The 23394-nt window shown below is 57.4% G+C and carries 20 protein-coding genes; 12 read left to right on the top strand and 8 right to left on the bottom strand.

The annotated features are described in order from the left end of the window. Window positions 1-18: 18 nt before the first annotated feature. On the top strand, window positions 19-2436 hold the full coding sequence (locus AC2FEB_RS09915) for a GcvT family protein (protein ID WP_496672914.1): 2418 nt from the start codon (window positions 19-21) through the stop codon (window positions 2434-2436). 62 nt (window positions 2437-2498) lie between these two features. Here AC2FEB_RS09915 and AC2FEB_RS09910 read toward each other — a convergent pair whose 3' ends face one another. Further along, entirely contained in the window at window positions 2499-3116 is a 618-nt protein-coding gene (locus AC2FEB_RS09910; RefSeq protein ID WP_496672917.1) for a UbiX family flavin prenyltransferase, read from the bottom strand. Further along, window positions 3113-4621, bottom strand: a complete 1509-nt coding sequence (locus tag AC2FEB_RS09905) for a UbiD family decarboxylase (RefSeq protein ID WP_496884059.1) — start codon at window positions 4619-4621, stop codon at window positions 3113-3115. The genes AC2FEB_RS09910 and AC2FEB_RS09905 overlap by 4 nt, the downstream gene beginning before the upstream one ends. A gap of 137 nt (window positions 4622-4758) precedes the next feature. Here AC2FEB_RS09905 and ubiT point away from each other — a divergent pair, with 137 nt between their 5' ends. Genes ubiT through ubiV form a run of 3 tightly spaced genes read left to right on the top strand, consistent with a single transcriptional unit; the run spans window position 4759 to window position 7200 of the window. Then, on the top strand, window positions 4759-5301 hold the full coding sequence (gene ubiT / locus AC2FEB_RS09900) for a ubiquinone anaerobic biosynthesis accessory factor UbiT (protein WP_496672920.1): 543 nt from the start codon (window positions 4759-4761) through the stop codon (window positions 5299-5301). Next, window positions 5301-6278: a ubiquinone anaerobic biosynthesis protein UbiU gene (ubiU, locus tag AC2FEB_RS09895; protein ID WP_496672956.1), complete on the top strand. Its 978-nt coding sequence runs from the start codon at window positions 5301-5303 to the stop codon at window positions 6276-6278. The genes ubiT and ubiU overlap by 1 nt, the downstream gene beginning before the upstream one ends. Before the next feature lie 4 nt (window positions 6279-6282). Continuing rightward, window positions 6283-7200 carry a ubiquinone anaerobic biosynthesis protein UbiV gene (ubiV, locus tag AC2FEB_RS09890; RefSeq protein ID WP_496672924.1) on the top strand — a complete coding sequence of 306 codons (918 nt, stop codon included), beginning with the start codon at window positions 6283-6285 and terminating at the stop codon, window positions 7198-7200. Between the two features lie 48 nt (window positions 7201-7248). Here ubiV and AC2FEB_RS09885 read toward each other — a convergent pair whose 3' ends face one another. The 3 genes from AC2FEB_RS09885 to AC2FEB_RS09875 all read right to left on the bottom strand — a co-directional run bounded on the left by AC2FEB_RS09885 (window position 7249) and on the right by AC2FEB_RS09875 (window position 11025). Further along, entirely contained in the window at window positions 7249-8517 is a 1269-nt protein-coding gene (locus tag AC2FEB_RS09885) for an MFS transporter (RefSeq protein WP_299901875.1), read from the bottom strand. A 178-nt stretch (window positions 8518-8695) separates the two neighbouring features. Then, window positions 8696-9868, bottom strand: a complete 1173-nt coding sequence (locus AC2FEB_RS09880; protein WP_496672927.1) for a diaminopropionate ammonia-lyase — start codon at window positions 9866-9868, stop codon at window positions 8696-8698. Between the two features lie 14 nt (window positions 9869-9882). Next, entirely contained in the window at window positions 9883-11025 is a 1143-nt protein-coding gene (locus AC2FEB_RS09875; protein WP_496672930.1) for an amidohydrolase, read from the bottom strand. A gap of 108 nt (window positions 11026-11133) precedes the next feature. On the opposite strand from AC2FEB_RS09875, the gene AC2FEB_RS09870 reads away from it, so the two are divergent. Continuing rightward, window positions 11134-11595 carry an Lrp/AsnC family transcriptional regulator gene (locus AC2FEB_RS09870; RefSeq protein WP_299637544.1) on the top strand — a complete coding sequence of 154 codons (462 nt, stop codon included), beginning with the start codon at window positions 11134-11136 and terminating at the stop codon, window positions 11593-11595. 132 nt (window positions 11596-11727) lie between these two features. Here AC2FEB_RS09870 and AC2FEB_RS09865 read toward each other — a convergent pair whose 3' ends face one another. Next, entirely contained in the window at window positions 11728-13746 is a 2019-nt protein-coding gene (locus AC2FEB_RS09865; protein WP_496672933.1) for a CocE/NonD family hydrolase, read from the bottom strand. A gap of 88 nt (window positions 13747-13834) precedes the next feature. Then, window positions 13835-15874, bottom strand: coding sequence for an oxidoreductase (locus AC2FEB_RS09860; RefSeq protein WP_496672936.1), 2040 nt, complete (start codon window positions 15872-15874; stop codon window positions 13835-13837). Window positions 15875-16397: 523 nt separating this feature from the next. Here AC2FEB_RS09860 and AC2FEB_RS09855 point away from each other — a divergent pair. Further along, window positions 16398-16742, top strand: a complete 345-nt coding sequence (locus AC2FEB_RS09855) for a RidA family protein (RefSeq protein WP_496884011.1) — start codon at window positions 16398-16400, stop codon at window positions 16740-16742. A 78-nt stretch (window positions 16743-16820) separates the two neighbouring features. On the opposite strand, the gene AC2FEB_RS09850 is transcribed toward AC2FEB_RS09855, so the two are convergent. Continuing rightward, entirely contained in the window at window positions 16821-17747 is a 927-nt protein-coding gene (locus AC2FEB_RS09850) for a LysR family transcriptional regulator (RefSeq protein WP_496683900.1), read from the bottom strand. Window positions 17748-17904: 157 nt separating this feature from the next. Between AC2FEB_RS09850 and AC2FEB_RS09845 the strand changes: the two genes are divergently transcribed. The 6 genes from AC2FEB_RS09845 (at window position 17905) to AC2FEB_RS09820 (ending at window position 23280) form a co-directional block, all read left to right on the top strand. After that, window positions 17905-18921, top strand: coding sequence for a TRAP transporter substrate-binding protein (locus tag AC2FEB_RS09845; protein ID WP_117873631.1), 1017 nt, complete (start codon window positions 17905-17907; stop codon window positions 18919-18921). A 68-nt stretch (window positions 18922-18989) separates the two neighbouring features. Further along, complete coding sequence (locus AC2FEB_RS09840) at window positions 18990-19556, top strand: TRAP transporter small permease (RefSeq protein ID WP_117873629.1); 567 nt, start codon at window positions 18990-18992, stop codon at window positions 19554-19556. Continuing rightward, entirely contained in the window at window positions 19556-20896 is a 1341-nt protein-coding gene (locus AC2FEB_RS09835; protein ID WP_117873627.1) for a TRAP transporter large permease, read from the top strand. The genes AC2FEB_RS09840 and AC2FEB_RS09835 overlap by 1 nt, the downstream gene beginning before the upstream one ends. Before the next feature lie 31 nt (window positions 20897-20927). Continuing rightward, window positions 20928-21431 carry a universal stress protein gene (locus tag AC2FEB_RS09830; RefSeq protein WP_117873625.1) on the top strand — a complete coding sequence of 168 codons (504 nt, stop codon included), beginning with the start codon at window positions 20928-20930 and terminating at the stop codon, window positions 21429-21431. A 21-nt stretch (window positions 21432-21452) separates the two neighbouring features. Further along, window positions 21453-21839: a nuclear transport factor 2 family protein gene (locus AC2FEB_RS09825; protein ID WP_117873623.1), complete on the top strand. Its 387-nt coding sequence runs from the start codon at window positions 21453-21455 to the stop codon at window positions 21837-21839. A gap of 37 nt (window positions 21840-21876) precedes the next feature. Continuing rightward, on the top strand, window positions 21877-23280 hold the full coding sequence (locus AC2FEB_RS09820; RefSeq protein WP_496677660.1) for an NAD(P)/FAD-dependent oxidoreductase: 1404 nt from the start codon (window positions 21877-21879) through the stop codon (window positions 23278-23280). Window positions 23281-23394 lie beyond the last annotated feature (114 nt).

Below are 23394 nucleotides of genomic sequence, written 5' to 3'. Positions count from 1 at the left end.
TATCCAAGGACATATCTCATGAAAACCCATGCACAAGCTGTTGTCATCGGCGGCGGCCTTGCCGGTACGTCGATCCTGTATCACCTCGCCAAGCTTGGCTGGACGGACTCGATTCTGCTGGAACGCAACGAGTTGACGAGCGGCTCAACCTGGCATGCGGCGGCGAATATTCACGGTCTGCATGACAACAACAATATCACCCGTATCCAGCACTATACGATGAACCTGTATAAGGAGTTGGAGAAGGAAACCGGCCAAAGCTGCGGGGTGTTCCAGCCCGGATCGCTCTATCTGGCCCAGACCGAAGAGCGCGAGCAGCAGTTGCGCCTGCAAGAGGCGAAGGCCCGGTTCTATGGGCTGAATTTCCACGAGGTCAGCCGGGAAGAGGCCAAAGAGCTGCACCCGCTGGCGCAGTTTGATGACATCCGCTGTATCATGTACGAACCCGATGGCGGCAATGTGGACCCGTCGGGTGTTCCACATGCCTATGCCGCCGGGGCCCGTGCGATGGGGGCCACCATCGAGCGGTTCTGCCCGGTGATCGCCACGGAACAGCAACCCGATGGTAGTTGGATCGTTCGTACGACCAAGGGTGACATTCATACCCAATGGGTGGTCAACGCGGCGGGTCTTTGGGGGCGCGAGGTCGGAGCGCTGGCAGGCTTGACCCTGCCACTGCAACCGACCGAACATCAGTATTTCGTGACCGAGAGCATCGACGAAGTGGCCAGCCTGGGCCGCCGTCTGCCGTCTATCGCCGACCGGGACGGCGAGTATTATTTCCGACAAGAGGGCAACGGCTTGCTGATCGGTGCCTATGAAAAAGATATGAAGTTCTGGGCCGAAGACGGCACGCCGCTCGACTTCGCTCATGATCTGTTCCCCGACGATCTGGACCGGATCATGGAAAACGTGATCCGCGCCACCGAACGTGTACCGGTCGCTGCCACAGCCGGGGTGAAACGGGTGATAAACGGCCCGATGATCTGGTCGCCCGATGCCAACATGCTGTGGGGACCGGTGCCCGAGCTGAAGAACTATTTCCTCTGTGGCGGTCTGATCCCTGGCTTCTCGCAATCCGGCGGGCTGGGGCTGCTGGCGGCGCAGTGGATGATCGAGGGAGAGCCTCAATACGACATGTTTGCCTGGGATCTGGCGCGGTTTGGCGACTGGGCGGACAAGAAATTTACCAAGGCCCGGGTTGAGGACCAGTATACCCACCGGTTCGCCATCCACTTCCCCAACGAGGAACGCAGCGCAGGCCGTCCGGCCCGCGTGCGCCCGGCCTATGAAATGCAAAAGGACATAGGCTGCGTCTTTGGTCTGAACTGCGGCTGGGAGCATCCGCTGTGGTTTGCCGATCAGCCCGACACGGAAGAAACGATCGGCTTTACCCGCCAGAACTGGTGGGACCCGGTGGGCCGCGAGGTGAAAATGCTGCGCGAGAGCGTCGGCGTGATCGACATTTCGAACTTCGCCAACTACGTCATCAAGGGGCCGGGTGCCAATGAGTGGCTGGACAAGCTGGTTGCCAACCGGGTGCCGACCGTGGTCGGGCGGTCCTGCCTCACGCCGCTGATCTCGGTGCGCGGGGGTGTGGCCGGCGACTTTACCATCACCAAGGTGGCCGAGGACGAATACATGATGATCGGCTCGGGTATGGCCGAGCGCTATCATCAGCGGTTCTTCAACATGATCGACCTGCCCGAAGGCACCACGTTCGAGGTGGCGACGGACCGGATTGCGGGCTTCAACGTCGCAGGGCCCAAATCGCGTGACCTGCTGCAGCGGCTGACCAATGCGGATTTGACGAACGAGGAGTTCCGCTTCATGCGCTCGGCTACGATCGAGGTGGCCGGCGTCACCTGCCTTGCCATCCGCGTCAGCTTTACCGGCGATCTGGGGTGGGAGTTGCACTGCGCGGAAGAAGATCAGATCAGGCTCTATTCCGCGCTTATTAAGACTGCGAAGGAGTGCGACGGTGGTCCGGTGGGCGGCCGCGCGTTGGGGTCACTGCGGATCGAGAAGGGTTATGGCTCCTGGGGCCGCGAGTATTCTCAGGAATACTGGCCGCAGGAAGTCGGGCTAACGGGTCTGATCAAGCTGGACAAGGACTTCCTGCACAAAGACGCCTATCTGTCCATAAAGGACAATGCACCCCGCGAGGTCCTGTCCGTCTTCGAATTGTACGTCACCGAGGATGCCGACGCCACCGGCAGTGAGCCGATCTTTACACCTGATGGTACGCCTGTCGGCCGCGTCACATCGGGGGCGTACGGTTATTCAGTCGGGAAATCTCTGGCATTGGGTTTCCGCAACCCCGAGGTGGCACAGCCCGGAGATGAAGTGGTGATCCAGGTGATTGGCAAACCACATAAAGCACGGGTGCTGACAGGGGCGCCGTTCGATCCTCAGGGTGGCAGGCTACGCGGCTGAAGCAACCGGCCACGCCCGATCAAGGTCATCCCATGGCCGCAGATCTCATCCGCGATCTGTGGCTATGGAATATGAAATTCGCTTTCGGACGGTTCGACAAGGTCCACCTCATTTTTGGGATGCCACTGTTTCGCCGCCGGGTCACAAACCTTCAGACAATCAACTGCGCGCGCTGCGATCTGATCTGCGATTTCGGTTATGTTGGCTGGATTCAAATAGAAAGCAGGCACAGGGGGCAGGATGATGGCTCCCATTTCTGCGGCGGCTGTCATATTGCGCAAATGCGCCAGTGTCAGCGGCGTTTCTCGTGTCAGCAGAACCAGTGGGCGTCGTTCTTTGAGCTGAACTCCGGCCGCGCGTGTCAACAGGTTGTCGTCCAGGCCATGCGCGATCGCACCCAGTGATCGCATGGAACAGGGCGCAACGATCATCCCGGATACCGGCACCGAACCGGACGCTATACTGGCCCCAACATTCGCGGACGCGTGATGACGGGTTGCCGACTGCCGCAATTCCTTCAGAGCATCCGGGCCGCATTCCTGCGCAAGCGTCAGACGGGCAGCTGGACTGACGACCAGATCGATTTCGATATCCGCCGATTTCAAGTGTCGTGCCACCGCAAGGCTCAGAACCGCACCGGAAGCGCCTGATACGCCTAAGACTACACGGGTTTTCGTCATGTTCTCAGCTCCGGCATCAATCTGTTTATCAGGTCTTCCGCAAATGCGTAATCAACATTGTCGGTACGCATGACCGTCCCCCATTCCCGCAGTGTTTCACTGCCTGTTTTTGTCGTGGCGTCGATTCCTATCTTTCCGGCCAGACCGGGTTCGGGTGAGGCGAAATCCAGATAATCCATAGGCGTCCTGTCTAGGGTCATCACATCACGGCTTGGATCCATGCGCGTGGCAAGCGCCCAAGCGATATCGTCCCAGTTTCGGGCGTCGATATCAGCGTCGACCGCAACGATCATCTTTGTATAGCTGAATTGCGGCAGCATTCCCCAAAGCGCCATCATCACACGTCGGGCCTGGCCCGGATATCGCTTGTCGATGGCGACGATGGCGATGCGATAGGAACAGGCGGCAGGCGGCAGCCAGAGGTCGTGGATTTCGGGAATTTGAGCGCGAATGGTCGGCAAGGCAAGGCGATTGAACACTTCGCCAATGATGGCAGGCTCGTCCGGGGGGCGTCCGGTATAGGTTGACAGGTACAAAGGTGCTTCGCGATGGGTCACGGCCGTGACATGCATCACCGGAAAAGGCTCGGCGGGATTGTAATACCCGGTATGATCTCCGAACGGACCTTCGGGCGCTGTCTCGCTTGGCGAAACCCAGCCTTCAAGAACGATCTCGGCATCTGCTGGAACCAGCAGTGGGACGGATTTGGCTGGAACCAACCGTGGCCGGTTCTGGTTCAGGGCCCCGGCAAATGTCAGTTCAGACATCATTTCGGGCAGGGGCAGAGCCGCTGACAACAAGGTCGCGGGGTTTGCGCCCAGAACAATTGCGACCGGCGTCTTTTCGCCGTGCTGCGCCCAACTGCGATGATGAGCGGCCCCGCCGCGATGTGGCAACCAGCGCATGATCAGACGGTTCCGGTCCAGCACCTGAACGCGATAGACGCCGGCATTGTAGGTCTGTGCCGCGTCGGGGTCGCTGCCACGGGGCCGGGTGATGACAACAGGCCAGGTGATCAGAGGCCCCACGTCCTGGGGCCAGTGCGTCTGGATCGGCAGCGAAGAGAGATCAACATCGGCCCCGCGGTGGCAAACCTGCTGAACAACGGCGGTTTTGACCTGCTTCGGTCGCGTGGACAATGCGGCCTTCAGCATCGGCCACCGGGACAGCGCATCCCGCAACCCGTCCGGGGGCGTCGGGGCCCGAAGCGCGGCCAGAAATGCGCCAAAATCGTCCAGCCCTTCGGAAGAAACGCCCAGTCCGGCGGCGACGCGTTCCGAAGTTCCGAACAGGTTGACCACAACCGGTATGTCGCACTGCCCCGAGGGTACACCTGTCGGTGTGTCAAACTGCAACACCGGCCCATTGGCCTCTAACACAGCGAAGTGGACGGCGGTCATTTGATGGCACACGGAAACCGGGTCAGGGATGCGCCTGAACTGTCCTGTTTCCTGACACCATTTCAGAAAATGCCGAAGGCTGGGATATGGCGGCAGAGTTCGAATGGGTTTGCTCCGGCGGTGGTACTCACCCTCTAGCAGCGAAAGAGGCAGGTCGAATTGACAACCGTCAAGTCCCGGGCACCGGGGCGGCTTTAGGAAGGCCGCACCGGTTCACTTTGTTGAGACAGCAGGAGGTCTGTTTGTCCGATCCCCAAAACCAGATACCGCGATGCCCTGCCGCTCTGGCAGCGACCCTGCGGTTTGTTCCGCTTGCACCTTTGTCGCTGTCACTGACGGCGTTTTCCCGAAAGATAACCGGGAAACACCCGGACCTGCTCAACCGGCTCGGTGATTACAGCCGGGTCGCGTTTGTGCTCGATCCAACGGATCTGCCGGTTGTCCTTCTCCTCGAACCGAATGGTGGCACGCCAAGGATAAGGTTGAGTCGGGGGCGCGTGGTTGGGGCTGCGCGAATTTCCGGCCCACTGGCCGCGCTGCTGGGGCTGGTGCACGGCGCGTTTGACGGTGATGCCCTGTTCTTTTCACGCGATCTGGTGATCGAGGGCGACACAGCCGCGGCACTGGCGTTGCGCAACGCAATCGACGACGCAGAGCTGGATCTTGCGCACGAGGCCGCAACCCTTTCCGGCCCGCTTGCACGCCCACTGAAGCAGATCATCGCATTTGCAGAGCGTCGAACCGGTCTTTGCCTGACCCGACCCGAGGACGCTGTTTTATGGTAATGGAGATCGTTTGCCCGGCGGGAACGCCCACCGCCCTGCGTGCAGCTGTCAAGGCCGGGGCTCACACTGTTTACTGTGGTTTCAATGATGAAACCAATGCGCGCAACTTTCCGGGTCTCAACTTCGATCGCGCTGAAATGCGGGCGGGAATTGCCTTTGCCCACGATCACGGATCGAAGGTGTTGGTTGCAATCAATACCTTCCCGCAGGCGGGCAGCGAAGAGATCTGGAAACGGGCAGTAGCGGATGCCGAAGCCTGTGATGCGGATGCTGTAATTCTCGCCGATCTGGGTTTGCTGGACTACGCCGCGCGACACCACCCCGGATTACGCAGGCACCTGTCCGTGCAGGCCGCGGCGGCCAATGCTGACGTGATCAATTTCTATGCCGAAACCTTCGGTGTGAAACGGGTGGTCTTGCCACGCGTTTTGTCCGTGCCGGAAATTGCCGCGATCAACTCTGAAACCGACGTCGAAACCGAAGTCTTCGTGTTCGGCGGCCTTTGTGTCATGGCCGAGGGGCGATGCTCGCTGTCCTCTTATGCCACCGGGTTGTCTCCCAATATGAACGGTGTCTGCTCTCCTGCCAGCCATGTGCAGTATCAAGAAGAACAGGGCGCGTTGAACGCGCGCCTTGGCGGTTACCTAATCCACCGCGTCGAACCGGATGAGCCCGCTCCTTATCCGACATTGTGCAAAGGGTGCTTTTCCGCCGGTGAAAAAACCGGGCACCTGTTCGAGGATCCCGTCAGCCTGAACGCAGAACGGCTGATCCCGCAATTGCAAAAGGCAGGTGTGACAGCCTTGAAGATCGAAGGGCGCCAACGGTCCAAATCCTATGTTGCACAGGTCGTTCGGAATTTTCGCATCGCGGTCGATGCGCTGGAGTCAGGCCAGCCGATGCCGGAAGGAATGCTTGCGCGATTGTCCGAAGGTCAGGCCATGACGACCGGCGCGTACAAGAAGACGTGGAGATAATCCGATGGAACTGACAGTAGGCCCGAACCAGTTCTTCTGGCCCGCCGAAACCTGGGCTGCGTTTTACGATGATCTGGCCCGATCGCCCGTCGACCGCGTCGTGCTCGGAGAACTGGTCTGTTCCAAGCGCTTGCCATTTTATCAGGATCGTATCCCCGAGGCGATTTCCCGATTGGTCGAAGCGGGCAAAGAGGTTGCGCTGACAAGCCTGGCCCTGGTGACTCTGAAACGCGAGCGCAAACTCACGGCTGAGCTTGCAGAAATGGGCGTCATGGTCGAGATCAACGATCTGACCGCGTTGGCACATTTGCCCGGCACCTGCACGTTCACCGTTGGCCCGTTGGTGAATGTCTACAACGAAGGCACTTTGAAATGGTTGGCCGCTCGGGGTGCGCGCCGGGTTTGTTTTCCGCCGGAACTGCCCGTCGCTTCGGTCAAAACGCTTGCGCAAGTTGCCTCGGACTTGGGTGTCGCGATCGAAATATGGGGGCATGGCAGGTTGCCGCTGGCCATTTCCGGGCGCTGTTACCACGCGCGATTGCATGGGCGCAGCAAGGACAATTGCCAGTTTGCCTGCGAAGGCGATCCGGATGGGTTGGACGTTCTTACGGGTGACGGCAAGCCGTTCATGGCAATGAACGGGGTGCAGACCCTGTCAGACAGCTATGCCTGTACGGACCATCAGATCGACCTGCTGAAACAGGTTGGCATCTCGGCATTGCGCCTGTCACCGCAATCTGGCGGCTTCCATCAACTGTGCGAACTGTATCGAAAGCGTATCGACGGCGATCTTCCCCAGGGCGAACTGGAGCGCGCCCTGCGTGGTGCTGATCCTGATATTCGGTTGAGCGACGGATTTCTGACGGGGTCCTGTGGTGCAGAATGGTCCGGTGCTTCAAAGGCGGCTTCGATCTCCGTTTGACCGCCACATTGGCACGACTTCCGTCGCGCTTGACGCGAATGAAACAGCCTATGCTTTGAACCCGTGGGATGAGTCCGGGTCTGCCTTGGTTTCTTCTTCCTGAACCCAAGTTTCGGCCTGCAAAACCCCGGGTTGCCCGGTGCCGATAATCCCCACGACCTGCACATCGCCGGTGTCGGTGGGCGCGGCCACCTGAACACGCCGGATCAATGCGAAAAGGGCGACCGCAATACCGATAGCCGCCAGAAGAAACTGAAGACCGCGCCCGCCGAACAAAGAGATAGAGTTCGGTCCCAGCATGGTTCCCACCAGCAGGCCGACATTCAGTAGCAGCACCATCGTGCCACTGGCCGGAACGATCTGAGACAGCTTGAGTTGATCATTGGCATGCGCCGTCAGGATCGAATACGCAGGGTACAGCCCGATTGCGATCAGTACAAAACCATAGACGATATGAGACGGTGATGTATCGATGGTCATCCAAAGACTGGACAGGGTCGTTATAACGCCCAGCCCAATGACCACATAGCGTCTGTCCGTGTGATCAGACAGCCAGCCGATCGGGTATTGTACCACCGCACCGGCGATCAACGCCGCCACCAGCGCCCCTGACGCCTGCGCCGTCGTAAAGCCGTTTTGCAACGCATAAAGCGGCAACGAGATGTAGGACGCTGCGACACCGATGCTGACCAGAACGATGCCGATGACTGCGATGGGCGAAACCTTGTAAAGCACGGGAACCGACATGCGTTCTGGTGCGGCATATTCCGGTGCCCTGTTGCCCGACAGAAGAAGCGGCACGATCGAAAGCGAAATCAGGATGGAAACAAGGCCGAACAGTAGGTTTCCGGTGGGGTCGGGGAAACCGACCATGGCCGTTCCGAGGGCTGGGCCGGCAAGCTGAATAATGAAATACAGCGACAGAACCTGAGCACGCATGCTGTTTTCGCTTTTTGCGTTCAGCCAGCTTTCGGTGATGACGTAAAGCCCTGGATAGCAAAACCCTCCCAGCAAGCGCATCACGCTCCAGCTGATCGCGTCGCTGGTCAGCAGATGCACAATGGCCGCAATTGAAACCAGCGAGGCGAGGGCCGAAAATGCCCGAATATGCCCGACATTTTCGACCAGCCTTGGGGCAAGCGCCGTCCCCGCAAGCGCGCCCAAGGGATAGCTTGCCTGCATGACGGAAATCGTGAAGTCACTAAAGCCCAGGCTGGCCCCCCGGATCGTCAGCAACGTCGCCAACAGACCGTTGGCAACCATTAGCATGAACATCCCCAGGAACAGCGCCCAGTTTTCATTTAACGCGCGTATCATAGCCAACGGCTACTCATGCGGGGCAGGCCTGTATACAACTCCTACGACATCGAAATGTCGTTTGATGGAACTTCTCCGTTGCAGGCTGATATGTCGGATTCAATCGTCTTGGGACCCATTGCAACTGGGTTTTGGACTAAGCTGATTGGCATCTGCGACCGCAAGAAACGCGGCTGAGCTACACGTCGCCTTGCATGATCAGGGCATAGATATCGGGATCCGTCACACCTTCGGATCCGATAGTCAAAACACGAGACTGCGCCGTCAAACCAAGCTTCTGGAAAAGCTTCTGGTTGTTTGCCGCTTCAATCAATGCAGCCAATCCGGCAACGCCGCTCTCTCCGGCTTCGATCACCGGATCTGCGCCTTGCGGACGCGCCAGGCGGCGGACGGTTGGCGGTATCAGCTCATCGCCGATTGTCAGAAAGTCCGAGGCTTCACTGCGCAAAATCTCCCATGCCATCGGAGACGGTACACCGCAGGACAAACCCGCCATAATGGTCTCTTCATCGATTTCTACAGACGCGGCTTGCCCCTGCCTTGCGCTTTCGAACAAACACGCGGCCAGATGCGGTTCCACAACCACGACGCGCGGAGAGGCATCACCCCAGGCCTGACGCAATGCTGCCGCAACTGCCGCGGCAAGCCCTCCGACTCCTCCTTGCAGAAAGACATGCGTCGGCGCCGCGTCCATTGCATTCACGACTTCTTTGACCATGACGCCGTAGCCCGACATCACGTCGCGCGGCGGGTCGGTGTAACCTGGCCAGGATGTGTCCGAAACCACGAACCAGCCATTCTCTTCGGCTTCCCGCCGACATTGATCCACCGAGGCGTCATAGTCACCATCGATGCGCATGACATCAGCCCCCAGATCACGCATGGCCTGCGCGCGGCCTTCACTGACTTCGGCGTGAATGTAGATCCGGCAAGGCGCGCCGAACCGTTTGCACCCCCACGCGAGGGACCGACCATGGTTGCCATCGGTCGCCGAAACAAGCGTGATCCCGGCAACTTCATCAGCGCAGCGGCCAGTGCGGATATCTTCCAAAGACACATCCTGGCCCGTCCGGCGTGATATTTCACGTTGCAGAACACGCAACGCGGCAAATGCACCCCCCAATGCCTTGAAACTGCCAAGCCCAAACCGGGGACCTTCATCCTTGTAGTGGACCTCCGCGACGCCAATCTCGGCTGCCAACGCGGGCAAAGAATGCAGAGGCGTGGGCGCATACCCCTCCCATTGGGTGATTTCCTTAGCCGCGCGATCGAAATCCTGTTTTGTCAATACGGTTTCGGCAGCGGCGCCAAAACCCGGCCTGCCTGCCTGATGAGCGATGATTTCTGTCATGGTCATGTGTCCTGTCAGGGGTTCAGCGGCAGGCGCTGCCGCACCAGCTCTGCCCAGAATTTTGCGCCCAGCGGGAGCAGTTCGTCGTTGAAATCGTAATCAGCCGAGTGCAGCGGACGACCATTTGATCCTTCGGTCCCGTTGCCAATAAGCAGGAAACACCCGGGCACGACGGCAGCAAACTCAGCGAAATCTTCCGAAAAAGACATGGCAGAGCGGTCTCCGTCCACTTCAAGGCCAATGGCTGCTGCCGCTGAAATGACGTGCGATGCGGCATCGCGATCGTTGTTTGCCTCGATGAACTCTGTGCGGAAATCCACAGTCACTTCGACGCCATGGCTTTCGGCCACACCGGCTGCGATCTGGCGCATATTGCGCTCTATCAACGTACGGTCTTCCGGTGACATGGCCCGCGCGTCACCTTTCAGAACCGTGTACCCCGGAAGCACATTTCGCTGCCCGTCGGTGATGAACTCGGTTACTGACACAACCGCGCCGGATGAAGGTGCAAGCTTGCGTGAAACTATGGTTTGCAGGGCCAATACCAGTTCCGCCGCAGGCGTGATCGTTTCGCGCCCGACATGGGGCATCGAGGCATGACCGCCCTGACCGGTAATCGTGATCTCGAACAGGCTTTCACTGCAACAGATCACTCCGGCACGGGTTGAAACCCGGCCAACAGGCTCACCGGGCAGATTGTGTGCGCCGTAAACCTCTTGAATCGGGAAGGTCCGCAAAACGCCCTCATCGATCATCGCCCTTGCCCCAAGCCCATGCTCTTCATTGGGCTGAAACAGGAAGACAACCGTGCCGTCAAACGCCGGATCTTTGGCCAGCAATTCGGCGGCCCCAAGCAGCATCACCGTGTGGCCATCATGTCCACAGGCATGCATGACACCTTCGTTCTGCGACTTGTGGGCAAACGTATTGACCTCGGTGATCGGCAGCGCGTCGAAATCCGCGCGCAGCCCGATGGCATGGTTGCCGTTGCCCGACTTCAAGACACCCACAACGCCGACACCTTCGTATACCTCGATGCCCAAGCTTCGCAGATGCCCGGCAATCCGTGCTTTGGTCCAGTTTTCCTGAAATCCAAGCTCGGGGTTGCGATGAAACTCATGGCGCAACGCAGGCAGGCTTTCTGTCAATGCGGTCACGGCGACTCTTTCCCTTCGATGCATTGTGAACGTGGTCGAAACAATTTTATTGCAACTGACCTGAAAAAAGGGCTCTAGTTTGATGCATATCATGCAAGTTTCTTTCACATGACACAATTAGACGAGTTCGACCGCGCGATCCTGCGGATCCTGCAGAAAGACAACAAAACCACGCAGCACAAGATTGGCGAGGCCGTAAACCTGTCTGCACCCTCTGTGCAGCGCCGTATCCGCCGGATGGAGGCCGAGGGCGTGATCCGCGCCAATGTCGCCATTGTTGATCCGGCAGCCGTTGGTCTTCAGCTTACCATCTTTGTCGAACTTGAACTGGTCAGCGAAACCCCTGACGAGATTGATGCCGTCAAGAAAACCTTGCTGAATGCTCCGGAAGTCCAGCAATGCTTTTATGTGACCGGAGAGGTAGATTTCATGGTTGTCGTGGTCGTCGAAAGCATGGCGGTTTACGAAGATTTCACCCGCCGGATGTTCTTTGAAAACGGAAATATTCGAAAGTTCAAAACCTTCGTTTCAATGGATACCATCAAATCCGGCAGCGCTTTGGGTTTCTGACCGGCACATGGTGCAACGACAGACCCGTCCAGACATTCCCGCGCAGGCTTGAACCATTCGGTTGGATTGACAGGACTGCAAAGGCAAGTCCCGTCAAAGGGTTTCAACGCAATTGTTCTACAGTGTTTTCAACTACATTCCGTTGCGCGGAATGACATGCGAATTCTCTTCTTCAAAGATCAGCTCCTCCCCCGACCATGCCTTCAGGCGCGAGATCAAATGAAACTCGGTGGCCGTTGCTCGTTGTTCGGAATAGGTCCAGATCCTGGCTGACCAGCCTTCACGGTCGAAACCGGCGGTCTGCTCCATCGTGGCAACACCCGAAAGCGGGTCGCCCGGACGGATTGTATATCTCCGATCTGACACGTCGCTGAGCACCGTCCCTATATCGTCGAGACGGAAATCACCCACCGGCCCGAAGACGCCTCCGTCAAGGAAAAACCTGTGAGTTACCTCGCCATTCGTCAGGTCCGTGTGGACCGAGCGCTCCATCGAGCCCGATCTCACTTTGGTCTTTCTGGGCCGGGCACCGGACGCTATCGGTTCGGGCAGCGGGCGTGGTTCTGTTGTTTCAATGCCCTGGTTGCGGATGGGAAGAGACAGGTACGAGCGACCCGGCCTTATCGAAAGCGTTACAGGTTCGGGGGTGGGCCAAAGAACAGGCCAATAAGCCGAAGCAATCTGCAAAACGATGCGATGACCTGACAGAACCCGATATCCTGTTCCATACATCGGGACGGTTACTGCCATCTCCTCTCCGGGTGTGATCGGTGTGGGTTCTGTATCGCTGAGCCGGTGGTTGAGGTTGCAGAATCCCCGTGCAATCAGCGTCTGCGCACCGTTCGGGGCTTCGTCCACCAGCAATGCAACGACAAAGCCCTGAGCCTGATCTGCTGAAACCTTCAGATCGACGGACGGTTGCCCCAAAATATCAAGTGCGTCTTCAAGTGGTGCCGCTTTGAACTGCAATGCGCCTGCGGCGTCGATCCGGCAGTCTGCCGCCATGTCGCCGGGTATGGCGAAAGAGCACATATCACCTGCGGCTGCCCCAAAGCTTTGCGGCGAGCAAATCGCAAGCTCTGCTCCGGAAACGGGGTCTGCCTCAAGCGTCAGCTCATTCAGCCACAGGGACGTATTGGTGATATTCGGTGACGGCCAGCTCGGCTCTTCGACCCAGCGCCCCGTGCGTTCCAGATGCGTTCCGGTCGGCGCTGTGCTGTCTTGAAGGAAAAACCGCAAGGGCGGTTCGTCCATCAACCCTGTGTCTTTTCCCTTCAGCCAGTGATCCCAGAACCGGATGACCTCTCCGACGAAATCAGCCTTGGGGCCGGGCACCCCTTCATGCGGGTAAAGATGCGCCCATGGCCCCATCAGGATCTTGACCGGTCCGCTGAGGTGTTCGGCGATGCGGAATGGCGTATCCCGGTACAGATCCATCCAACCGCCGAAAAAGTAGACCGGCACATCCACGTCGGCATAATTCGCGCAGATCGAACCGCGCCGCCACATCTCGTCATGGGTCTGGTGCTCCAGCCACATGGCCGGCCAGAACTCAGCGCCTTCCAACCGCTCGCGCCACATGTCAAGCCAGCGGTCCGCGCCGACAATCTCTGGGTCTGGTGGCATGGCGTTGTACAGCTGCATGATCGAGCCCCACCAGAAATTGTCGTTGGCCAGACATCCGCCGTAAAAGTGAATGTCCTCGCGCCACCGGTCGTCTGTGCCCATAACCGGGGCTATCGCCTTCAACGCCGGAGGACGTGTCGCCGCCACCTGAAACGCGTTATATGCCCCCCAGCTTTTGCCGAACATTCCGACATTTCCATCGCACCAGTCCTGATCGGCAATCCACTGGATGACGTCGTGACCGTCCTGAATTTCCTGATGCGAATACTCGTCTTCGGAGACGCCGTCACTGTCACCGTAACCCCGGATATCAACGCGGATTGATGCATAGCCGGCGTCCGCAAAATGCGGGTGCATGCTTTCATCCCGCATCCGTGTTCTGTCCCGACGACGATAGGGGATGTATTCCAGGATGCAGGGCACAGGGACGATTTTCGTGTTTTCCGGCAGCCACAGGCGCGCCGCGAGTTTCGTGCCGTCAGGTAGCGGTATCCAAACAGTCTCGATGACCTCAATATTGCTCATGTCCGGTCCTTTTCGTTCGGGCGCAAAAGTGGTTTCATGCCGTACAGGTAATCGGTGGTACGTGTTCAAAGCGCTTTCTCTGACGGCGTCACCACCGAAGGCCAAGCCGCAGCGCATCATAGACTGCTGCGTGTATGTTGCGCGAGGAAACGGCGTCTCCGATTCGATACAGATCAAAGTCAGCCTTCGGGTTCACCAGCAGAAACACGTCACCCGAATTCGCGACAAGAGCGTCGTGATCCACAGCGCCAAGATTTCGCGAAAGCGGCTTGAGTTCGAAATAGAGATCGTCCAGAGGCAAGGTGCCCTGATTGACGATCACCTGATCATACATGCGCTTTTCAACAAGATCCGAGTAATCCGTTCCAATGGCGGCTTCCAGTTGATTGCCTGAGCGTACCAACGATTTCAGCGTCCGGGTTACGGTGAACAGCGCTCCCGTTTTTTGCAGCGCACGCATATATGGCACCAGATTCATGCCCATGATTTCAGGCGCAAAGCTGCGGTCGCGGGTCATGATCTCAACCCGCGAACCGGACTCGGCGATGATTTCGGCCGCCATAAGGGCCGGGTGGTCGCCCGCATCATCGTAGATCAGCACGTTTTCGCCCGGGTGCACGTCTCCGGACAGGATGTCCCACGCCGAAACCGCCAGATCGTTGCCGGTTTCCAATATCGTCGTCTCGGGCAACCCTCCGGTCGCGATAACCACAATATCGGGCGAAAATGCTTTTAGGTCACCCGCGTCTGCAAACGTGTTGAATTGGAACCTGACATCGCGTGCAGCGCATTGCGCCATGCGCCAGTCGATGATCCCGATCATCTCGGCCCGGCGTCGGGACTGCGCGGCCAGACGAACCTGACCGCCGGGTTCAGAGGCCGCTTCCAGAACGGTAACGTCATGACCGCGTTCTGCCGCAACCCGTGCCGCTTCGAGCCCTCCGGGCCCTGCGCCGACGATGACCGCCCGGCGGCGGGACTTGGCCGCGGTGATCACGTGCGGCATCGACAATTCGCGCCCGGTAGCAGGGTTATGAATGCAAAGGGCTTCACCGGCCTGATAAATCCGGTCCAGGCAGTAGGTTGCGCCGACGCAGGGGCGGATGTCATCTTCCCGACCGGCCTGAATTTTGGACACTATCATCGGGTCGGCCATGTGTGCGCGGGTCATGCCGACCATATCCAGCAACCCGGACGCCACTGCATGTCGTGCGGTTGCCACATCGGGAATGCGTGATGCATGGAAGGTCGGCATCCCGATTTCGGCTCGTACGCGCCCGGCAAAATCCAGATGTGGTGCGCTTTTCATGCCCTGCACCGGGATCACATCCGTCATGGCAGGGTCTGTATGAATACGGCCGCGAATGACGTTCAGGAAATCGACCTGACCGCTGTCGCGCAGCCTTCGGGCGATTTCCAGCCCGTCTTCTTCGGTGATTCCGCCTTTTTCAACCTCATCTGCTGTGTAGCGGACGCCAACGATGAAATCCGTCCCGACACGGTCGCGGATCGCATCCAGAACCATGAAGCCGAACCGCAACCGATTGTCGAGACTGCCGCCATAGGGCGCGTCCATCGTATTGGTGAGCGGTGACCAGAACTGATCGATCAGGTGGCCATAGGCTTGCAATTCGATTCCGTCGAGACCTGCGGCCTTCATACGTTCGGCTGCATCGGCATAATCGCTCACGATCCGCTCAATATCATGGTCTTCCATCTTCTTCGCAAAAGCCCGGTGGGCCGGTTCACGATAATGCGACGAAGAGACGGAGGGCAGCCAATCGCCCTTGTTCCAACCCGTGCGTCGCCCCAGATGGGTCAATTGGATCATCACTGCGCAACCATGAGCATGGCAGGCATCCGTCAATTCAGCCATCCAGCGTACGACCTCGTCCTTGTAGGCAAGGATGTTGTTGAATACCGGCGGGCTGTCGCGGCTGACGGTGGCAGACCCAGCTGTCATGGTCATGGCAACACCAGCTTTCGCACGTATCTCATGATAGGCGCGATAACGCTCCTTGGGCATGCCGTCTTCGGGGTAGGCAGGTTCATGACTGGTCGTCATGATCCTGTTCTTCAGCGTCAGATGTTTCAGCTGATACGGTTGCAGCAACACATCGCGGATCATGACCACCCGTCCTTTTTCAAAACCAATGACATCAGTTGACCAACCTCGCTGTCCCGTAGCGGCAATGCAAAAAGTACTGTGGTGGCAGTGTCGGGTGGCATATGGCGCTCCGAGTTTAAGGCGAGCGGTGGAACTCTGTGCCGATTGAAAACAGACTGGGAATTCTCCGTCAAACTCCTTGTCATCCAACACCGGGATGTTTCATCCAGATCGTTGGCGGATGACTGCAAGACAGGACAGAAAGAACCCCGGTGAAAACGACCTGTCTGCAGGTCGCTGACCGACTGGCTCACCACGCACTACAACACCTGGGGAAGAAGAGCGACAAAGAGGTTCGGTCACTTGTCGAACCTCCAAACCGCACGAAATATTTGATCAACCAACATAAGTGCGCTGTCGGGTTGAATGATCCCGCACGGCAGGTTGGCGTTTATTCGATGATTGATTGTCCGGGGTGGCAGTTGGCATCGTTTCACTCTATCGCCCAGCTGGAAGATACCTTTCGTGACAGGAGACAGCAGTCGTGACCATCACTCGCATCGAAACCGGCCAGCGCATGAGCCGCATCGTCAAACATAACGGAACCGCCTATCTGTGCGGACAGGTTTCGGATGCCGCAACGGTTGCGGATCAAACCCGTGACATCCTTGCCAAGGTCGAGGACCTTCTGGCCAAGGCCGGCAGTGACAAGACGCGCATCCTGCAATGTGTGATCTGGTTGTCGGACATGGCCGATTTTGCCGAAATGAACGCGGTCTGGGATGCCTGGGTGCCAGAGGGCCACGCCCCGGCCCGTGCCTGTGGCGAGGCGAAACTGGCCCGTGATGTTCTGAAGGTCGAAATGATCGTTACCGCAGCCTGCGATTGATCCGACCGGCCTCGCGTCGTGCGCTGCTTCCAGGCGGGCGGGTTTGGGCTTGGAAAACAAGACGCCCTGAGCACGTTCTTACTGCACCTGAGAATGCACCTTTTCCAATGTTTCCAGAAACAACTTGGCCACGCGTGTTGGCGCAGGTTGTTTCCTGGCTACGGCCGCGAAACGGGTTCTGTATTTGATTTCCCGCGGTAAAACCTGCTTCATAATCCCCTGTTCGACAAATTCCTGCGCCAGATGGTCCGGAAGAAACCCAAGGTAGCGGCCTGAAAGTATCAGGATAACCAGTGCCTGCTCGTTTTGCACCTTGGCGGCACGTCGAAACCCCAGTTGTTGACCAACGATGAGGTTCGGAGAGTTTACGTTCAAGCCGGCGTAGTTGAACTTGCGAAGATCACTCAAATGCAACTCCGGATCTGGGCGATCAAACAGGGGGTGTTCCTGCCCACAGTACAAGAACATGTTTTCCCCGTAGAGCGGTGTGTAGTCCAGGCTTGCCGATGGTCTGTGCAACGCGATGATGCCGACATCCAGATGCCCGCTGATGACCATTGTTTCGATCACGTTGGGAGGTTCCAGCGACAGTTCAATGTGAACCGCCGGTGCGGCCTCATTGAACTTGTGAATGGTGCGGGCAAGTTGGGCCTCAGGGTTGGTCGTACATTGATCAAACAGAGCCACGCGGATACTGCCGGCCAATTGCTGTTTGACTTCGTTGACTTCGGTTCTGAACTGCGCCACGGAAATAAGTAGGTCTTCTGCCGCCGCCAGCACCTTCTCGCCGTCTTCCGTCAGTGAAAATCCTGACGGTCCCCGGTTGCACAGCTTCAGGCCAAGCCTCAGTTCCAGGTCAGACAAGTGTTTCGAGATCGTCGATTTTCCGATGTTCAGCTCGATCTCGGCGGCAGTAATTCCACCACTTTCCGCGACGGTTTTAAAAACGCGCAGAAGACGGATGTCGGTGTCCCCGATCCGGGTATCAAGTTTGTTCTGTTTCATATCGTATGTTTGATATTTGTGAAACCTTTCGCGCAAATATTAACAACGACGAAACCATGTTGGCAAGTTAGCTTCGTGTCGCCGAGGTAGAATCGGACTGGCCTATCTCTCCCCGGGTCAGCGCGCACCTCGAAACACGACAAATGGGAGGAAATCCATGTCATTTATCAAGAAGCTAGGCACCATCAGTGCAGCCGTATCCGTTGCCGCACTGATGGTCGCAGGCGCGGCTGACGCGAAGAACTTCAAAATCGCAGTTGGCGACAGCGGGGGTTCCAGCCAAGAAGCAACGGGACTGGGCTTCAAAGCTGCCCTTGAAGAGCTATCGGGTGGCAATCATACGGCAACTCTTTTCCTGAACGGTCAGCTCGGATCCGAGCAGGATACCGTCAACGACGCGGCCATTGGCACGCTCGATATGTCGCTGCTGGCGATCAACAACATTACCCCGTTCTCGCCGACTGTTGGCGTGTTCACCCTGCCTTACGTGATCCTCAGCCTTGAGGACGCCGAAAAGCTGACCCAGGGCCCAATCGGTCAGGAACTGACTGAGAACACAATCAACGACGCCGGTGTTCGCATCATCGCTTGGACTTACACAGGTTTCCGCGTTCTCACCAACTCAAAAAAGCCGGTCAAGTCGGTTGCCGATCTGGAAGGCCTCGTGATCCGCGTTCCCAAGAACGAGATCATGATCGACACGTATAAGTCTTGGGGTATCAGCCCGACGCCGATGGCATGGTCGGAAACTTTCGCCGGACTGCAGACCAAAGTTGTTGACGGTCAGGACAACCCTTACACCACCATCAACGCGATGAAGTTCTACGAAGTTCAGAAGTATGTGACGAACATCCGATACATCTTCTCGATCGAACCGCTCATCATTTCCGAGCAGGTATTCCAGGAACTGTCCGCCGAAGATCAGGCGATCATTCTTGAAGCCGGTAAAGCCGCGACACAGGCGTCTGCCGACTTCTTGCGCGAGAAGGAAGCTGAGATCAAAGAGATCCTGATCGAAAAAGGCATGGAAATAGTCGACCCTGAGAACGACGAGGCCGAATTCATCGAACTGGCAACCACCGCCGTGTGGCCGAAGTTTTATGAAAGCATCGGTGGCGTCGAAAAGCTCAACGCTGTGCTGGCTGAAATCGGCCGCGAGCCGGTTTCGCAATAAGCAAGGACCAAAAGGTCAATGAAATGGGGGGTGCCTGACGGTGCCCTCCTACAAAAAGGGAGGGTCAGATGTCGAAATTTTGGGGATTTGTAGACAACATCGAAAGCTATATCTGTCGCACGTTGTTGGCGATATTCGTTTGTCTGTTGTTTCTTCAGGTTATCGTGAGAACGCTATTTGCGTTCTCGTTTTCCTGGGTCGAAGAACTGTCGATCTACATGTTCGTCTGGTTTGTCTTCTTTGGCGCCAGCTACGCGGCAAAGATGGGCGCCCATAACCGGGTGACGTTTCAGTTCAAGTTCCTGTCGCCCCGCGCGATCAAATACATCGAGGCATTCGCGGATCTCTTCTGGATCTTCTTCAATGTCGTTTTCGTCTATCTGGCGATTGATTTCATCTTCAACAAGATGAATCGATTTCAGTCGTCGCAGACCCTCGGGTTCCACCTGAGCTGGGTCTATATCGTCTTGCCTATCGCATTCACCCTTATGACCATCCGCGTGATCCAGGTGAACTACCGAAAACTCGTGCTGGATGAAGAGATAGTCGATCCGGATTCGATTGATCTAGATGCTGTCAAAGCCGAGGCCGAAAGCCATAGCCACACCACTTCCAGCTCTGAGGGAGAAAAGTAATGGGCGCTGAAATTATCCCACTGCTGTTCGGCGGATTTCTCTTTCTGCTGTTCATCGGTGCTCCGATCACCGTGGCGCTTGGCGTCTCAACCTTGATCACCTTTCTTTACTTGGGTGAAAACCCGATCAAATTCGTACAGATCGCCTTTACCTCGGTTGGGTCCTTCCCGCTGATGGCGTTACCCGCTTTCATTCTGGCTGGTGCTTTGATGGAGGCCTCGGGGCTGTCGCGACGGCTTATCAATGTCGCCGAAAGCTTCGCGGGTCCGTTCACAGGCGGCATGTCGGCTGCAACCGTCATGGCTTGCCTGTTCTTCGGTGCTATCTCTGGTTCTGGCCCGGCAACGACTGCCGCCGTTGGCATGCTGATGATCCCGGCCATGATCGATCGCGGTTATTCGAAGGGTTTTGCATCGGCCATAACTGCCTCGTCAGGTGGTCTGGGCATCGTTATCCCACCGTCGATCCCGCTGATCATTTTTGGCATCGCTGCATTGGGCATGCCGCCCCCACCTGAAGCTGTAGAAGAATTCGGCCAGTTCCAGACCGTTTCGATTCCGAAGCTCTTTATCGCTGGATTTATGCCCGCCTTCCTGATCGCAGGCAGCCTGCTGCTGATGAACTACATTCTAGCGAAAAAGAACAACTACACCGGCAGTACGGATGGCTGGTCTGCACGCCTTATGTGGTGCGAGATGTATCGCGGCTTCTGGGCGCTGATGGCACCGGTGGTGATCCTTGGTGGCATCTATTCAGGCTACTTCACACCGACAGAAGCGGCCATTGTTGCGATCTTCTACACGCTGATCGTGGGCGCGTTCATCTATCGCGAGCTGTCGTGGAGCAGTCTGTTCGGTGCATTGGAAACCACCACTTGGCTGACCGGTCGGGTTCTTCTGATCATGTTCACGGCAACAGTATTCGGGCGTCTATTGGTTGAAAACCAGGTGCCGGCTGTGATCGCGCAGGGTATGTTGTCTTTTACTGACAACATCTATGTGATCTGGACACTTGTGATCCTGTTCCTGCTGTTCGTCGGCATGTTCATGGAGACACTTGCAACCATCCTGATCCTGGTTCCGGTGATGCTGCCCGTAGCTTATAGCGTGGGCATAGATCCGATCCACTTTGGTGTGGTTATGGTCTGTACGCTGGGCATCGGGTTCCAGACACCACCGCTGGGTGAAAACCTGTTCATCGCGTCGGGGATATCGAAGATCTCGATTGAAGAGATTTCGTTACGCGCCCTGCCGTTCGCCTTCATCAACACGATTGCGATCTTCATCATTGCGTTCTTCCCCGAGATCTCGCTCTGGCTGCCGCGCGTGTTCGGTTACTAGGCGCGAATGAACGGAAAAGGGAACTGAAACCATGAAACAAACAATTACGCAGATCCTTTTCGCGACAGATCTGTCGCGAAATTCCACCTATGCCCTAAAGCACGCGGCCAGCTTGGCCGCGTCAACAGGGGCAAAATTACATGTTCTGCACGTCTCCGAGCCCCTCAGCGACGACGCGCTGATAACTCTTCGCATGTTCATGCAAGATACAGGCTCGCGCAATGAAGCTCTGAAAGCGCGTCATGACCACGTCAAGGCGGTGCTGACCGAGCGGCAAAAGGCATTCTGGGCTGCATTACCCGAAGCTGATCGCGGTATCCAGGATCAGATCGAAACGATCGAAATCATCGACGGACACCCCGCCGAAGTGATTCTGCGACGCGCACATCAGCTCAATTGCGACCTGATCGTTTTGGGCGCCCACGATCACGGATTCTCGCACACGTTCCTTGGCACAGTCGCCAAGCGTGTGCTTCGCCGTGCAGATATCCCCACGCTCGTCGTTCCATACCGGGACGACGAAACATCCAATTGAAAAACCACGAAAGACAAGACCATGAGCAATACCCTCACTGCGCAGGACCTGGCAGACACGTTCGACGCGTTCAACCGTCACGACATCGAAGGTGTGATGACCCATTTCGCCAATGACTGCGTGTTCTACACCGTGGCTGGTGACGAGAAATACGGCAACAAAGTCGAAGGTTCTGAAGCTATCGCCGCTGCCTTCTCAGGCGTCTGGGCAGGCATGAAGGACGCACACTGGGATCACCACAGTCATTTTGTCCACGGCGATCGCGCCGTGTCCGAGTGGACCTTTTCGGGAACCGATGCCGACGGTATGCGGGTCGAAGCTGAAGGCGCAGACCTGTTTACCGTGCGTGACGGGAAGATCGTCGTAAAACAGGCGCTTCGCAAGACACGCCCAATGTTCAAAGCCTGATCCGCCGCCTTGCGCGCAGCCTCGGAGAAAAACAAGAATGGTGGACCACAGCATCCCGCGTCACTGGCCCAAAGCCAGCTATGATCCAAAGTATGACCCCATCATGGATGCGGGTCCGGGTCACAATCGCGACCATGCGCCAACATATTGGATAGGAACAGCCGGAACACCTCCGGCTGATGACGGACCGATCTCCAGTGATCTGGATGCGGATGTCGTGGTGATCGGGTCGGGATATACCGGCCTGTCCACTGCCATTCACCTTGCCAAGGAACACGGTATCCAAGCGGTTGTTCTTGAAGCAAATACCGTGGCCTGGGGATGCTCGACCCGCAATGGCGGGCAGGCCCAGATCTCATCCGGGCGGCTGAAACGGTCGCAATGGATTCAGCGCTGGGGCACAGATGTGGCCAAAGGCATGCATGCCGAAGTCACTGAAGCTTTCGAGTTGTTCAACGATCTGATCTCGTCGGATGAAATCGATTGTGATCCACAGCCGGGCGGCCACTACTACATCGCACATCGTGAAAAAGTCATGTCGTCGCTCAAGAAAGAGAGCAAATTGCTGAACGATGTGTTCGGCTATGGTTCGCGTATCCTGTCCCGAGATGAGCTGCATGAAAAACATGTGCGGGACATGGAGGCCGCAGGCGCGATGTGGGAACCAGACGGAACCTGCATCCACGCCGGCAAGCTGGCCTTCGGTTATGTCAACATGGCGCGCAGGCTGGGCGTGAAAATCCACACCGGCAGCCCGGTCATGGGATGGCAGACCAAAGGCGGAGTACATCACTTGCGTACACCGGGTGGTATTGTGCGCGCGAAATCCGTTGCCTTAGCAACGGCGGGCTATACTCCGCCGGGTCTCAACAACCGCACCAGGCACCGCCTGATGCCAATCCTGTCAAACTCGATGGTGACACGACCTCTGACACAGGCCGAGCTGGATGAATGCGGTATCCAGACCAAATCCCCCCTGACGGACACCCGAACGCTGCGCCACTATTACCGCCTTTTGCCGGACAATCGGATGCAGATCGGCAGCCGCAGCGCGGTGACAGGGCGTGATGCCGAGAACGGCAAACATCTGGACATGCTGAAGAAGGGACTTGCCCGCAAGTTCCCGGCGCTAAAGGATATCAACCTCGACTATTCCTGGTGGGGCTGGGTTGATGTCAGCCACGATATGATGCCGCGCATTTTCCGGCCGGATCCTGAGCAGAGCGTGTTCTACGCCATGGGTTACGGCGGCAATGGCGTGATGTACTCGGCCCAGGCCGGACGACGCATGGCGCAGCTGGTTGCAGGCAAGAAGGACAAGGCATTTGAGCTGCCGATCTTCACGTCCCCTTTGCCGAGCCACGGCATCCTGACGCCGTTTCGCCGTCTGGGACAACGCATGGCGTATGTCGGCTACTACCTCAAAGACGAAATACTGTAACTCACAGGGGCTTCAGCGTCCTGAAAAGATAAGGAATCACCCACATGAAGATGACGACGGAAGAGGCGTTTGTTAAGGTTCTGCAGATGCACGGGATTGAGCATGCGTTTGGGA

It is taken from the genome of Ruegeria sp. YTSC106 (assembly GCF_059609765.1).
This window is presented reverse-complemented; position numbering and strand designations above follow the sequence as displayed.